We start from the raw sequence: 12,517 nt of genomic DNA, 5'->3' as shown, positions 1-12,517 counted from the left end.
GTGGTCCTTCAATTCTAACATTCGCAAGAGTGCCCGCTGAGAAGGGATACGAATGTTAGAATTGGACCACTAGTAGGTGGACGAAGAATGGGCATGCGCGCCTCCGCATTCAACTTACAGTTCGGCAACGAACGCCACTCTTACCAAGATTTAATTCCGTTCACGATTGGAAACACTCCAATCACGACAAAGGATTAGACCACTAAATCATGCCGAGCAGCCGCGGCAGCCAGAGCGAAATCTCCGGCACGTAGGTGATCAGCCCTAAGAAAACCAGCATCGCGCACAACCACGGCAGCACCGCGACCGTGATCTCGCTGATGCCCATTTTTGCGATGCCGCTGGCAATATAAAGGTTGAGACCGACCGGCGGATGGCAGAGCCCGACCTCGGTATTGACGATCATCAGCACGCCCAGATGCACCGGATGGATGCCGATCTTGGTCGCGAGCGGAAACAGGATCGGCGCCATGATCAGGAGGATCGATGACGGGTCCATGACGTTGCCGGCCGCGAGCAGGATGATGTTGACCACCAGCAGGAAGGTCCAGACGCCGAAATGCTTGTCGATGATCCAGGCCGCCATTTCCTGCGGGATCTGTTCGTGCGTCATCAGGAACGAGAACAGCACCGCGTTGGTGATGATGTAGAGCAGCATCGAGGACATGCTCGCCGCCTGCAACAGCACCTTGCCGACTTCTTTTAGTTTGAGCTCCTTGTAGATGAACACGGTGATGAAGAAGGCGTAGGTCGCGGCCACGGCAGCTGCTTCGGTCGGCGTGAAGACGCCGCCATAGATGCCGCCCAGCACGATGGCGATCAGCGCCAGACCCCAGACGCTTTCGCGGAACGCCTTCACCTGTTCGCCAAGGGTGGCGCGCGGCATCCTTGGATAGCCCCGGCGGTAGGCGATGAACCAGGTCACCGCCGCCAGCATCAGAGCGAGCAGGATGCCGGGCACGATGCCGGCCATGAACAGCGCGCCGATCGAGGTGTTGGTGGAGACACCATAGAGCACGAGGATGATCGAGGGCGGCACCAGGATGCCGAGCGCGCCCGAGGTCGAGATCACGCCGACGCCGAAGCGCTGCGGATAGCCATGCTCGACCATCGCCGGCAGCATGATCGAGCCGATCGCAACCACCGTCGCCACGCTCGAGCCGGAGATCGCGGCAAACATCGCGCAGGCCGCAACGCCCGCGAGCCCCAGCCCGCCCGGCAGATGGCCGACCAACGACGTCGTGAACGCGATCATGCGCCGCGCCACGCCGCCGCGCGTCAAAAACGTGCCGGCGAGGATGAAGAACGGAATCGCCATGATCCCGAAATTGTCGAGGCCGGAAAACAGTTTCAGGCCGACGCTTTCGATCGGCACTTCCGTCATCGTGAACAGGAACATCAACACGGTGAGGCCGAGCGAAATCGAGATCGGCATGCCCGTCAGCATCAGCGCGAACAGCAGTCCGAAAATCAGCGCGGCGCTCATCAGGCTTCTCCCATCGCAACAGGCGCTTTGGGAGAGACGACCTCGATGCCGTCGACATTGGTCGCATCATGATGCGGCAGTTCGTCGGTCCAGAAGTAGGTCCAGCACACCTGAAGGAAGCGGAAGCACATCAGGTAGGAGCCGAGCGGAATGCAGCCGTAGACGATCCAACTCGGGATCTCGAGGTCAGGCGACACTTGGTCGGTGTGCATCAGCTCGTAGACGAATTTCGCGCCCATGGTGCCGACGATCGCGGTGAACAGGGCGCCGCCCATCAGGCCGAACAGGATCACGCCCTTGCGCCAGCGGTCATTGAGCCGCTTGATCAGCACGTCGACGCCGACATGGATGCCGGTGCGCACGCCATAGGCCGCGCCGAACTTCGCCATCCAGATGAACATGTAGATGCAGAGTTCCTGCGACCAGGCGAGATTGATCCAGAACAAATACGGATACAGCACCGGCACATCGACGAGAAAGCGATGCACCACGGTGACGAAGGTAATCAGCGTCGCGGCGCCCATCAGGCTCGCGATGATGATTTCCTCGAGCCGGTCGAGAATACGTAAGAACACCTAGCCCCCCATCAGCCTGACCGGACACCAGCCAGCATAACCTCTGCCTATTACTCGTCATGGCCGGGCTTGTCCGGCCATCCATGTCTTTCTTATTGATCCGTGCCAAGACGTGGATGCCCGGGACATAGGCTAGCGGAAGCGACGCCGTTCTTCCGAACGGCTATGCCCGGGCATGACGTAGCAACTTGTCACGGTTCGCGTTCAGCTACCGCTCAATTCATCGGGCTGCGGCCCGTCTCCTTCAGGAATTCGTCGATCAAGGGTTGGCCCACCCGCGACGCGACGTCCTTGTAGACCGGCATCATCGCCTTGCGCATCGCCTCGTTCTGCTCAGCCGACAGCGTGACGATCTCGGTCTTGCCGGACTTCTTGATCTCTTCCAGCGCGTCGTCGTTTTCCTTGGCGGACTGGTTGTTGCCGTAGTCGGTCGCTTCCTTCATCGCTTTCGCGCAAGCCTCGCGGACATCCGCTGGCAGGCCATCCCAGAACTTCTTGTTCACGACCACGACGTAACCGATGTAGCCGTGGGTGGTGACGGTGGCGTATTTCTGCACCTCGTGCATTTTCTGGGTGTACATGTTCGACCAGGTGTTCTCTTGGCCGTCGACCACGCCGGTTTGCAGCGCCTGATAGACATCCGAGAACGCCATCACCTGCGGAATCGCGCCCAGCGTGCGGAATTGCGCTTCCAGCACTTTCGACGACTGGATGCGGAATTTCAGGCCTTTGTAGTCGGAGGGCGCGACCAGCTTGCGGTTGGCCGACATTTCCTTGAAGCCGTTGTCCCAGTAGGCCAGACCCGTCATTCCCTTGGAGTCGAGCAGCTTGAGCAATCTTGCGCCCAAAGGTCCGTCGGTGACTTTGCGCAAGGTCGCAAGATCGGGAAGGATGTACGGCAGGTCGAACACCTCGAATTCCCTGATCCCGATCGGACCGAACTTCGAGTTCGACGGCGCCAGCATCTGCACGGCGCCGAGCTGCAAGGCTTCGAGTTCTTCCTTGTCCTTGTAGAGCGTCGAGTTCGGATAGACTTCGACCTTCACCTTGCCGGCGGTGTATTTCTCGGCCAGTTCCTTGAATTTTTCGGCGGCCTTGCCCTTGGGCGTGTCGGCGGCCACGACGTGGCTGAACTTGATCACGATCGGCGACTGCGCCGCCGCAGGTCCTGCCAACACCAGCGCGGCTGCTGCCGCCGCCCAAACCAGTCTACGCATGCTTCCTCCCGCTCATCTCGTTCGGGAGGCGTGCTTTTGCCCGCTTCCCAGACTTTTCTTAAACGCTCTCCCGCACCTTTTAGAGAGAAGGCGACGGAAAGGCCATTCCCCCTTGGCAGGGTGGTGAACGCGCCGGTTGCTGCGGTGCACAAATCCGCTCTTGCCTTCCCCGGACGCTGCGCAGCGCGCCGCAACAGCGGCGTGATGCGCTGCTGATCCGGGGTCCATGATGGGTCCCGGCTCAGCGCTGCGGCATTGCACGCCGCAACGCGTCCGGGACACGCAGATGTTGCCGCTTCCTTTGTAAACACACCCTCGCCTTCCCGCGGCGCATTCCGCCCGAGCTATGAGCACTGCCCTCAAACCGAGGGCGCTGGGAAAGCCGGGCGCACCGATGCACCCGCAGCTCCGCGTGCAAAAAATAGAAAGCACGCAGACAAGTCACCACAGGTTCACCGGACGTCGCCCGGCCTTCCCTGCGCGAATGGTTTTAACGGCTTCCTTCGTGCTCGCCCCGGAGACCGGGCTTTGTTGTCTCCGTAGGTGACAACGCTCGCGCGTTGCACCGGATATCAGCGTCGGGATATCAGGCCCACACGACTTCGCCGTCCGCGGCACTGCGCTTCGTCCTGGCGCAACGCTCGCGTCCACCGCATCCCGCGCCCAACGTCCGTGACGATCGCGATACGCCCGTCTTCTCGGGCGCGAGACGGGCGGAATCGTGCCGGTGATTTGCCCGTCGTCACAAGCGAAACGCCTGCGGCGGATTAACGCGACGGGCAAATCAGGGATCGCCTGTCTGATCCCTGTCAAATAAAAACATCGCGTTAGGTCAGGGAGCCCGGCGGATGACCGCAATGACGCCGCTATTGATGTCGCTCGCAGCCTTCGTCTGCATTTTCGGAGGCACGTTTCTCGGCATCTTCGTGCGCCGCAAGCTGCCCGATCACCATCTGAGTGGCGACACCAAGGATGTCGTGCGGCAAGGCACCGCGCTGATTGCCACGCTTGCATCGCTCGTGCTCGGTCTTCTGATCGCATCAGCCAACGGCAGATACGAGGCCGAAAGCAGCCAAATCAAGCAATTGATCGCCCACGTCATCCTGCTGGACAACACGCTTGTGCTGTTTGGGCCGGACGCGGAAGCCGTCCGGGCGCTGCTGCGGAGCGACGTCGGTATTGCGGCCGCTCGAATATGGAGCGAGGGCCAGCCGGTATTCGCAAGCCAGAGGCCATTTCATGCCGATGCGCAGTCGCTGGCGATTTATGATGAGGTTCTCAAACTCGCTCCGAAAACCGACGCGCAGCGGTTCTATCAGTCGCGGGCGATGGATGCCCTGATCGAGATCGGCAAGACGCGCCTCCTGCTGTTCACCTCGACCACCGGCTCGATCCCGATTCCCTTCCTGATCGTGCTGGTGGGCTGGCTGGCGCTGATCTTCGCAAGCATCAGCCTGTTTGCGGAAAGCAATGCGAGGACGGTCACCATCCTCTGCATCTTCTCTTTGGCCGCGTCCGCCGCAATCTTCCTGATCCTGGAACTGAGCCAGCCGTTCGCCGGCTTGATGAGGATTTCCGACGAGCCGCTCCGCAACGCACTTGTGGCGCTGCCGCGCTAGCGTGCTCTCTCTGAGCCCAACGTTCGCGACGATCGCGATACGCCCCTTCTTCTCGGGCGCGAGACGGGCGGAATCGTGCCGGTGATTTGCCCTGATCGCTCTGCGGATGCGCATGCAGCCGGACCCAACATCACCGGCAGCGGCAATAGCACAGAGATTTCAGCCTGAGATGACATCAGTGTGGTAGAGTAGTGAGCGATCGGACTTCGAGAGTGGGTCAAATAGCGAGACCATTTTTTGGGAGGAAAACGATGACAGGTCTGCTTCCAAGGTTCATGCCCGTGCTTGCGTGCGCTCTTATTGGTTTGTCGGCGCTGGCCGCAACGGACGATAAGGGCTTCGTCCGGATCACACCCGACGAAGTAAACTGGAAAGACTTCCCGAACGGTCACGGCGCTCAACTCGCCGTTGTTATGGGCGACCCGACCAAGCCCGGCATCTACGTGACGCGTGTCAAATTCCCGCCTCATGTGATGGACCGGCCACATTGGCACGGCGAAGACCGACACATCACTGTTCTCAAAGGTACGTGGTACACAGGAACGGGCGACACATTCGATCCTGATCACGCCGTAGCTCTTAAGCCGGGGAGCTACATGCTGCACCCGGCCAAAGCAGTGCACTGGGATGGCTCCGCTGGCGATGAAGAGGTAATCGTTGAGGCGATCGGATACGGTCCGACCAGCACTACTCCCCAAGACCCATCTCAACCGTTCTGGCTGGAATACAAGCATTAACGTACGACGCGCGCCGGTGTGCAACCTCTACAGCACCACCACCAACCAAGCCCCCATGATCGCGCTCTTCCGCGTGGTCAATCGCTACGTAGGCAATCTCGCACCGATACCCGGCGTCTTTCCTGACTACCCGGCCCCGGTGATTTCCTGCTAATGTCTTGGTGGTGAGTTTCGCAAGGACCGGCTCCGGTGGCTCAAAAACCATTCTTTCTAATTTTGAGGGACGACAACGCTGGCACCTTTTCAGTCGAAGGGCCAATGACCGATGATCGTCCCTGGATTTCTCAGATTGTAACTGCTCAACGCGCAGGCCGGAAGGTTCGCTGCGTGGTGGCGACCGGGGCTACGCGGGAAGCGTGCATCAAAAATTGGTTGGCATCCAATCCTCGAATGAAGCTCGTCGAGCCGGGCATGTTGCCTTGACATCGCCGAATGCCATGGGTTGAGCCGATCCGCGAAGCCTTCGGTAACGCCGAGCAGCGCCACAAGCCAGCCGAGAAGCACAAGGTAGCTCGATAGGGGACGAAAGCGTTCCAGAAACTCGGCTATTTATCCTGGGAACGTGCGCGGATAACCGCGTGTTGTCGTGGCAATGGAGGATATTGCCATGCTTTTCTTTTACCTACCCATCATCATGTTTGGCGCGATGTTCGGCGCGAAGGACAAAAAGCCTGAGGCCGACAAAATCCACGCCGATTGAATAGCTCAACATTGAAGCGGACTGCTTGGACCTGAAGTTCGACTTCGCAGACGAGTCCGTCCTTTGCGCCAGTCGTCAAATGCGGGCGCGCTTGGTGTGCGTTGAGCGGTCGGCGCGTCGCGGGACATGCGACGATTCCAGCTCTCGACACGAGAACCATCCGCCATCTAGCAATCCTACGGGATCGAACATGCAACTTGCGAAATGGATCATCGCTCTCGGCCTGCTGCCTGTGGCCGGCGCGCCAATGCTGGCACTGGCCGCGGCGTTGATGTCGGCGCGCCCCGCGCTTGCCGCAGGCACCGAACTGGCCGGCACGTACCGGCTCATCAGCTCGTCCACGAGGCATCTCGATACGGGCGAGGACGTGCCCGACGAGAATGCGAAGGGCTCCATCATGTATGGCGCGGATGGCCGCATGCTGGTCCTGATTACCTATGGCGACAGGCCCAAGGCAGAGAGTTCGGCGAAGCTGACGGACCATCAGCGTGCCCAGCTCTTCCGCACCATGCTGGCCTACGGGGGCAGTTACGAGTTCGATGGCAAGACCGTGACCCATCACGTCGACATCTGCTCGGACGAAATTCGCTGCGGCACCACGTTCGTCAGGGATGTGACGGTCGATGGCGACCGTGTGATTTACACGACGCGGCCGCAAGCAAGCCCAATCGATGGCAAGATGATCGTCATTACGCTCATCTGGCAAAAGCTCTGACGGGTTCTTCGACCGTAAGCATTCACCTCACGCCACGATCAGGCCGTACTTCTCCATGACGGCCTTGACCTTCGCCATGTCGGGCGGTCCGCCCGCATTCACGACGGCTCCGATTTCCTCGAAATACTTTTTACCAGCGACGGCCGGGGTCAAGGTGATGAGCGCGCGGGCATCGCCAGTGTCGAGATTGTCGAAGCGGTGCACGGCGCCGCGCGGCACGAACAGGGCGTCGCCCGACTGCAACCGGTGCGCCACCCCGTCGACCGTGACGGTCAACGTGCCGCCGAGGCCATACCAGATCTCCTCGAAGTCGCGATGGTAATGCGCGGCAGGCACCTTCGCCTGCTCCGGCACCGTCATCTCGAACATCGCCACCTTGCCGCCGTTGTCGGCGTCGTCGATCAGAAACTTCAATCGCAGCAAGCCAATCCGCACTTCATCAGACATCGATCGAAGCTCCTCGTCGAACCATGTCCGAAACCATCGCGTGTTTCCCGCCGCATGGCAACGCAGGCGATCCGCGCGCCCGCCTTCCTATCCGTACAGGTCACCGCGGACCGTCAGCGCGCATACGTCAAGACCTCGTGAGATGTGAACTAGCCGACACTGGCTCCTCGGCGTGCAGCCTACGTTCGACTGAATTGATGCCTGGTCGCATCAACACGCGCAATAACCCACGATGTCTAAGGAGACGACCATGCAAAGAACATTTCTTGTCATGTTTGGCGTGCTGCTGATCTCGGGATCGGCGGTTGAAACGGCGGCGGCGTCCGAGCACCACCACAACCGGAGCAAGGCGTATTTCGGCCGCGATATTTCGGACTACCGGGGAAGCTATGATCAAGTCGGGTCAATCAGTGTCGCTCCGCCGGCACTCGATCGCTTCAACCCCTCGGCTCCGCGCAACGACGGCCCCGTGCTGAATCCTCCGGGAAGCTAACGTCCTGTAGAGCCCTTGAGCCGATAAGCTACGCTACCTCGCCCGAATTGGCGGGGTAGCAAAAGCGTGACGGTGCAAACGCGGAAACTGGCGGCCCTGCAAGATCTTCGAAGCCAAGCGACCACGACACCCCGCGCGACACTTAAATCAGCGGAAGCACTCGCTGCAAAATTGCGCCGAGGCAAATGAGTACAACGAGCAACTTCAGAAGCTGTGATAATCGCCGGTCAGCGGCAAACTTGTCGATAGCCCAAAAGCAGATGGCTCCGACGACCACGATGACCAGCACACCGATCAGAACTGATATGAGCCCCATGTCATACTTCTCCGCCTCGTCAAATCACTCCACTAGCATCGGCGGTCAGCGCGGCGACGTCAATGCCCGCACTTGCAATCCCAAGCGGCAGGCCAAGAACGCTTCGGCTCCGTCGGCGCAAATTCACCTATCCAGACCGGAGCTCATGGCCTACGTCGTCCCCGAGTGGCCTAGTTTTGATTTTCGCGAGTAGTCCAAATTCGTATCGTAACGGTGATATGCTGCGCTCCGGGATGGAACTGCCGTCCCCCGCATTGGTGAGTGCGGGACGACGTCCCCATCTGCCTCCCTCAGTTCATTGCACATCCGAATTGGAGTCGCCCATGAACCAGGTACACGTCGAGCAGAAAAGCTATCAGATGCCGCCGAAGGACGGCATTACCGTCGCACATTTTCTCACCGTTGCCGACATCGAGCGATCGCTTCGATTTTACGAAACGGTCTTCGGCAGTACCATTCTGAGCAGAGGCGACAGCAAGGGCGTGCCGGGCTACATCCAGATCGCGAACACGTGGCTCATTGTCAACGTCGGGGGCGGCCTGACACCCGACAAGCCATCGGTGACGCTCAGCGTCCCCGCCAACCCCGATTCAGTCAGCAGCTTCATGAATATCCGCGTTGCCGATATTCAAGCCTGCTATGAACTATGGCGAAGCCGAGGAGCCGAATTTATCACGGAGCCAAAGGTCAAGTACGGCGAGACGCGCTGCTACATTCGCGATCCGGACGGCTATATTATCGAAGTCGGGCAAAGCAAGCCGGACTTCACTTACGGCTGAACCGACGAGGAGATTGGATGGAACCGGTGGCTGTTCGGGGTTGTAACCGAGCTTTACTTGCCGTTGTGTGAATTGGAGCACACCGTCGAGCGAGCGAATCAGCCTAACGTAGTGATTGCCGCCCTTGTGCGGCTTCTCCCTAAACTTGGCGCCCGTCGCAAATGGCGGGTTTCTTTTGCAAGCCGGTAGCGCGGGGCGAAGCCCAGGATGATCGCCTCTCGCTGATCTGCGCCGACGGCGGCACGATCCTGCCTGGTTCGCGCGCTTACACGCCGCGACCGTCCGCCTAAACGATCGCTTCGTAGAGCCGCTGCAAACGCTCGGTGATGATCTCGAAAAATCGCTGAAGCTCGGCCTTGTTGCGGACGGGGCCGGCGGCCGCACCGAACATCAAGAGCGCTTTCCACGGAATGCCGTAAACAATGACCGTGACGCCCTTCTTCGGACAGCCCTCGACCTGACGCAGGTCGGCGAGGATCATCGACGCCAACTCTTCGGCCGTCTTGGTCTCTTTCGGGGGCCCTGTGGTCGTTTCCATCTCCCGAGTTTAGCAAGCCATGCCCCGGCCCAAATCACGATTCGCGCGGCAACCTTAATCGCCGCGCATGAAATCGGTTAATGCGCCCAGCGAATCCCGCTCCCTTCACGCCGCCGTGAGCCCTTCAATCCAGGTAGAAGTTCTGAAATACTACACGCATTCCGGTAAACTAGCGTTTTCGCTTCGGCGGCGCCGAGATCGGCGCTGCTTACGAAGCGCATGTCGGCTTGAGGTGAAAGAAACGATGCGTGCGCCTTATCTGATCCGGGGTCTGTTGATCTCGGCCCTGTGTCTCGCTTCGCAGGCGACTGCGCTCGCCACTCCTTGCGGCGATGCGGCGCGGAATTACAATCGCATCTCCACATCGAACGACGATTGGTATTTGCGCGCCTATGAAAGGGCTACGGGCATTTCGGCTTCTGCGAAGGTCACCCTTGCAGTTTGCCCGGTGGCCCTACCCATCTTTCGCGAGCGACTGCGAAGGCAGCGGGCTATTTTGAGCACGTATCGCGCCTACCAAAGCGCCTGCGCCAATCCCCGGATCAATGTGGGCGAGCGCGACGGGTTGAAAACCCTGCCGGCGCCAGCCGTCATGCAATCCATCATGAGCCAGGTTCAGGAGTGCGAACAAGCGCTCGCGAAGAACCACGTCCATGTCGGCGCCGGCTCACGCACATGCACCAATCAACTCGGACGCTGCATATCGTATCGTCGCGTATATGGGCCAACGGGATCGGAAGGGGTTTGCAGCCGCGTTTTCCGCACGTGCTTGGCATCCGGTGTCTGGGACGCGACATCAGCCTTTCCCTACGGCGGCGCCCGCATCACCGACACGATCAGGCAGTAGCGGCTCTCACCCTGGCATTTCAAAATCGCATGATGACGGCTGTGATGACGGGAACAGGCGTCCTATATTTGTGTTGCCTATATTCGTGTTGAAAGTGCCGGTCCGGAGAGCCACATGTCGCGCATCATTTCGCTGGTTGTAGCGGTGCTGATTGGCGTCTGCTTCGCAGGCGAAGCCTTGGCGCAGCTCACGCCACCTGCCGGCACAGCCGGCGCCGGCATGACGCCGATCAACGGCATCCCGTATGGGCCCGCCAATCCCAGGTCGCCGACCGATCTGAGCGGCTTCGGCAACGCCGCGAGCGTGCCGCCGCTCCGCGCCAACAACCCGACGATCACCGTCCCCCAGGCGCCTATCGCGCCGTCTCGCGCGGCTGCGCCGACTTATTACCCATATGCCTCGCAGCGCACGATCGACGCGTATGCCGTCGAGCCGAAAGGCAAGACACGCCATCGCCGGCCCGCCCCCCGCGAGGTCAGCTCGTTCACCGGAATCTGCCGGGGCTGTTAGCCGGCTTTCGCCGGCGATCTTTCGCTTCACTGTGCTAAAACCGTCACAGCCCCTCGGCAGCCCCGATGGTAGATTTCCGGCATACTTCGAGGGCTGCCATGAAGAAGCGGCTGCTCATTTCCTCAATTGCCACGCTCGCACTGATCGGAACGCCCGCGCTTGCGGCTGACATGGCGGTCAAGGCTCCGCCGCCTGCGCCCGCGCCGGTCTATAGCTGGACCGGGTGGTATGGCGGCTTCAACGTGGGCGGAACATGGAGCGATGACCCGATCAATGTGAACACGACCACGCTCCAATTCTGTCCCGTCGGCATCTGCGGAGGTGGCGCGGAGACTGCAGCGGCAGCGGCTCAGGGCACATCGGGCGTGTTCTCCGGCAAGGCCAGCGGCTTCATCGGCGGCGGTCAATTTGGATATAATCGGCAATTCAATAACTGGGTCGCGGGCTTCGAGGCTGACATTCAGGGCGTCGCGTCCTCCAGGGCCAGCGGCGCCAGCAATGCAACCGTTGCCTTGGCCGACGGCTCGGGCACTGTGAGTTCAAACCTGTCGGCCACCAAAGCGATCGATTATCTCGGCACCGTGCGCGGGCGGCTGGGTTGGCTGGCCACTCCGGGCTTGCTTGTCTATGGCACCGGCGGTCTCGCTTATGGTGGGGTGAGGACATCCACCAACGCGACATCGAATCTCGTCACTGGTTTTAATTGCGCGCTGGTCGTTTGCAACAATCTCAGCACCGGCTCGAGCCTCTCGCAGACGAGCGCCGGTTGGACAGCGGGCGGCGGTCTGGAGTGGATGTGGACACGGCAATGGTCGGTCAAGGTCGAATATCTCTACTATGACCTTGGTCGTGCGACTTCGAGCAGTCAGGTGGCGGATCCGCTGAACGGCTTTGCGGTTCCGAATTACTTCGTCAACAACGTGCAGACCTCGACGCGCTTCAACGGCAACATCGCGCGTGTCGGGCTGAACTATCAATTCCACTGACCTGTTGCGGCGCCGCTCGCACGGTACCCGGAGTTAGCGTCAGCAGATCACCTCACAAGACTTCGAACACGCTGTAGACCGGCCCATCGGCATGGCGGTCGCCGATGCCGATGCAGAGGATGCGGTTGAGCCAGTCGTACGTTGGCGATGCCGTCTCGAACACCGGATTGATGCGGAAGTAGTAGCTCGCGGGATCGACGCGCTCACCGCGATCAATCCGTTGCAGCACATCGGCGGCGCCGTGGCGCAGGCCCCGATATGTCATGCCGATTTCGGCGCCGTCGGTGGTTTTCAACACCAGGCGGACGTCGAGCGTCAGCACGCCATCGGGGCGCAGGACCTGCCAGTCACTGCCGCCATCCAGAACTTCGCCGGACAGTCGCTCGCCTTCGAAGACCCCGCCGAACACCACACCGATGCGGCGAACACCCACGGGCGTCGCGCCGACCACCTGTAGCGGCCGGACGCTCAGCCGCATCGCGAACAGTGGCCGCGCCTTCACTGATCTCTGCACATCCGGAAGGTTGTCATAGGCCAGCGTCGTCATGGTGT

At 60.4% G+C, this 12,517-nt stretch carries 16 protein-coding genes and 1 pseudogene; 10 read left to right on the top strand and 7 right to left on the bottom strand.

Going from position 1 to position 12,517, the window contains the following annotated elements; translation table 11 throughout:
* Positions 1 to 202: 202 nt before the first annotated feature.
* The 3 genes from BUA38_RS21215 to BUA38_RS21205 all read right to left on the bottom strand — a co-directional run bounded on the left by BUA38_RS21215 (position 203) and on the right by BUA38_RS21205 (position 3,278).
* The gene (locus BUA38_RS21215) at positions 203 to 1,486 is read right to left on the bottom strand and encodes a TRAP transporter large permease (protein ID WP_072820906.1); all 1,284 of its coding nucleotides are present in this window, start codon (positions 1,484 to 1,486) and stop codon (positions 203 to 205) included.
* On the bottom strand, positions 1,486 to 2,061 hold the full coding sequence (locus BUA38_RS21210; protein WP_072820904.1) for a TRAP transporter small permease: 576 nt from the start codon (positions 2,059 to 2,061) through the stop codon (positions 1,486 to 1,488). Before BUA38_RS21210 ends, BUA38_RS21215 begins: the two co-directional genes overlap by 1 nt.
* Before the next feature lie 215 nt (positions 2,062 to 2,276).
* Positions 2,277 to 3,278 (bottom strand): TRAP transporter substrate-binding protein, encoded by a 1,002-nt coding sequence (locus tag BUA38_RS21205; RefSeq protein WP_072820902.1) that lies wholly within the window; start codon positions 3,276 to 3,278, stop codon positions 2,277 to 2,279.
* An 848-nt stretch (positions 3,279 to 4,126) separates the two neighbouring features.
* On the opposite strand from BUA38_RS21205, the gene BUA38_RS21200 reads away from it, so the two are divergent.
* The 4 genes and pseudogenes from BUA38_RS21200 to BUA38_RS21180 all read left to right on the top strand — a co-directional run bounded on the left by BUA38_RS21200 (position 4,127) and on the right by BUA38_RS21180 (position 7,049).
* Complete coding sequence (locus BUA38_RS21200; RefSeq protein WP_083587677.1) at positions 4,127 to 4,897, top strand: DUF4239 domain-containing protein; 771 nt, start codon at positions 4,127 to 4,129, stop codon at positions 4,895 to 4,897.
* Positions 4,898 to 5,148: 251 nt separating this feature from the next.
* On the top strand, positions 5,149 to 5,634 hold the full coding sequence (locus BUA38_RS21195) for a cupin domain-containing protein (protein WP_072820900.1): 486 nt from the start codon (positions 5,149 to 5,151) through the stop codon (positions 5,632 to 5,634).
* A gap of 16 nt (positions 5,635 to 5,650) precedes the next feature.
* Positions 5,651 to 5,779: pseudogene (locus BUA38_RS38100) on the top strand (SOS response-associated peptidase); the annotation flags it as partial.
* A 745-nt stretch (positions 5,780 to 6,524) separates the two neighbouring features.
* Entirely contained in the window at positions 6,525 to 7,049 is a 525-nt protein-coding gene (locus BUA38_RS21180) for a lipocalin-like domain-containing protein (protein ID WP_072820895.1), read from the top strand.
* A gap of 27 nt (positions 7,050 to 7,076) precedes the next feature.
* On the opposite strand, the gene BUA38_RS21175 is transcribed toward BUA38_RS21180, so the two are convergent.
* Positions 7,077 to 7,496: a cupin domain-containing protein gene (locus BUA38_RS21175; RefSeq protein ID WP_072820893.1), complete on the bottom strand. Its 420-nt coding sequence runs from the start codon at positions 7,494 to 7,496 to the stop codon at positions 7,077 to 7,079.
* Positions 7,497 to 7,746: 250 nt separating this feature from the next.
* Between BUA38_RS21175 and BUA38_RS21170 the strand changes: the two genes are divergently transcribed.
* A complete protein-coding gene (locus tag BUA38_RS21170; RefSeq protein ID WP_156898612.1) occupies positions 7,747 to 7,989 on the top strand; it encodes a hypothetical protein in 243 nt (80 codons plus the stop codon).
* Between the two features lie 142 nt (positions 7,990 to 8,131).
* Here BUA38_RS21170 and BUA38_RS36835 read toward each other — a convergent pair whose 3' ends face one another.
* Positions 8,132 to 8,305: a hypothetical protein gene (locus BUA38_RS36835; protein ID WP_156898611.1), complete on the bottom strand. Its 174-nt coding sequence runs from the start codon at positions 8,303 to 8,305 to the stop codon at positions 8,132 to 8,134.
* 323 nt (positions 8,306 to 8,628) lie between these two features.
* Here BUA38_RS36835 and BUA38_RS21165 point away from each other — a divergent pair, with 323 nt between their 5' ends.
* Positions 8,629 to 9,084, top strand: a complete 456-nt coding sequence (locus tag BUA38_RS21165; RefSeq protein WP_072820889.1) for a VOC family protein — start codon at positions 8,629 to 8,631, stop codon at positions 9,082 to 9,084.
* A 161-nt stretch (positions 9,085 to 9,245) separates the two neighbouring features.
* Entirely contained in the window at positions 9,246 to 9,374 is a 129-nt protein-coding gene (locus tag BUA38_RS38485) for a hypothetical protein (RefSeq protein ID WP_276328136.1), read from the top strand.
* On the opposite strand, the gene BUA38_RS21160 is transcribed toward BUA38_RS38485, so the two are convergent.
* The gene (locus tag BUA38_RS21160) at positions 9,371 to 9,622 is read right to left on the bottom strand and encodes a hypothetical protein (protein ID WP_072820887.1); all 252 of its coding nucleotides are present in this window, start codon (positions 9,620 to 9,622) and stop codon (positions 9,371 to 9,373) included. The genes BUA38_RS38485 and BUA38_RS21160 overlap by 4 nt on opposite strands.
* Positions 9,623 to 9,866: 244 nt before the next feature.
* Here BUA38_RS21160 and BUA38_RS21155 point away from each other — a divergent pair, with 244 nt between their 5' ends.
* From BUA38_RS21155 to BUA38_RS21145, 3 genes are all read left to right on the top strand, one after another.
* Positions 9,867 to 10,469: a hypothetical protein gene (locus BUA38_RS21155; RefSeq protein ID WP_156898610.1), complete on the top strand. Its 603-nt coding sequence runs from the start codon at positions 9,867 to 9,869 to the stop codon at positions 10,467 to 10,469.
* Positions 10,470 to 10,583: 114 nt separating this feature from the next.
* Positions 10,584 to 10,979 carry a hypothetical protein gene (locus BUA38_RS21150; RefSeq protein WP_072820884.1) on the top strand — a complete coding sequence of 132 codons (396 nt, stop codon included), beginning with the start codon at positions 10,584 to 10,586 and terminating at the stop codon, positions 10,977 to 10,979.
* Positions 10,980 to 11,077: 98 nt separating this feature from the next.
* A complete protein-coding gene (locus tag BUA38_RS21145; protein WP_072820882.1) occupies positions 11,078 to 11,965 on the top strand; it encodes an outer membrane protein in 888 nt (295 codons plus the stop codon).
* A 52-nt stretch (positions 11,966 to 12,017) separates the two neighbouring features.
* Here BUA38_RS21145 and BUA38_RS21140 read toward each other — a convergent pair whose 3' ends face one another.
* Entirely contained in the window at positions 12,018 to 12,512 is a 495-nt protein-coding gene (locus BUA38_RS21140; protein WP_072820880.1) for a DUF3237 domain-containing protein, read from the bottom strand.
* Between the last annotated feature and the right edge of the window lie 5 nt (positions 12,513 to 12,517).

Source organism: Bradyrhizobium erythrophlei, assembly GCF_900142985.1.
Taxonomy (GTDB): Bacteria; Pseudomonadota; Alphaproteobacteria; order Rhizobiales; family Xanthobacteraceae; genus Bradyrhizobium; species Bradyrhizobium erythrophlei_B.
Note: the sequence above shows the minus strand (reverse complement) of the source record. Positions and strands in the feature narration are given on the sequence as shown.

Excerpts from the sequence above, each read along its gene's own strand:
- BUA38_RS21150 (WP_072820884.1), top strand. The coding sequence starts at position 10,584 with ATGTCGCGCATCATTTCGCTGGTTGTAGCGGTGCTGATTGGCGTCTGC.
- BUA38_RS21205 (WP_072820902.1), bottom strand. The coding sequence starts at position 3,278 with ATGCGTAGACTGGTTTGGGCGGCGGCAGCAGCCGCGCTGGTGTTGGCA.
- BUA38_RS38485 (WP_276328136.1), top strand. The coding sequence starts at position 9,246 with ATGGCGGGTTTCTTTTGCAAGCCGGTAGCGCGGGGCGAAGCCCAGGAT.
- BUA38_RS21165 (WP_072820889.1), top strand. The coding sequence starts at position 8,629 with ATGAACCAGGTACACGTCGAGCAGAAAAGCTATCAGATGCCGCCGAAG.
- BUA38_RS21215 (WP_072820906.1), bottom strand. The coding sequence starts at position 1,486 with ATGAGCGCCGCGCTGATTTTCGGACTGCTGTTCGCGCTGATGCTGACG.
- BUA38_RS21200 (WP_083587677.1), top strand. The coding sequence starts at position 4,127 with ATGACCGCAATGACGCCGCTATTGATGTCGCTCGCAGCCTTCGTCTGC.
- BUA38_RS21145 (WP_072820882.1), top strand. The coding sequence starts at position 11,078 with ATGAAGAAGCGGCTGCTCATTTCCTCAATTGCCACGCTCGCACTGATC.
- BUA38_RS36835 (WP_156898611.1), bottom strand. The coding sequence starts at position 8,305 with ATGGGGCTCATATCAGTTCTGATCGGTGTGCTGGTCATCGTGGTCGTC.
- BUA38_RS21155 (WP_156898610.1), top strand. The coding sequence starts at position 9,867 with ATGCGTGCGCCTTATCTGATCCGGGGTCTGTTGATCTCGGCCCTGTGT.
- BUA38_RS21175 (WP_072820893.1), bottom strand. The coding sequence starts at position 7,496 with ATGTCTGATGAAGTGCGGATTGGCTTGCTGCGATTGAAGTTTCTGATC.
- BUA38_RS21170 (WP_156898612.1), top strand. The coding sequence starts at position 7,747 with ATGCAAAGAACATTTCTTGTCATGTTTGGCGTGCTGCTGATCTCGGGA.
- BUA38_RS21140 (WP_072820880.1), bottom strand. The coding sequence starts at position 12,512 with ATGACGACGCTGGCCTATGACAACCTTCCGGATGTGCAGAGATCAGTG.
- BUA38_RS21195 (WP_072820900.1), top strand. The coding sequence starts at position 5,149 with ATGACAGGTCTGCTTCCAAGGTTCATGCCCGTGCTTGCGTGCGCTCTT.
- BUA38_RS21180 (WP_072820895.1), top strand. The coding sequence starts at position 6,525 with ATGCAACTTGCGAAATGGATCATCGCTCTCGGCCTGCTGCCTGTGGCC.
- BUA38_RS21160 (WP_072820887.1), bottom strand. The coding sequence starts at position 9,622 with ATGGAAACGACCACAGGGCCCCCGAAAGAGACCAAGACGGCCGAAGAG.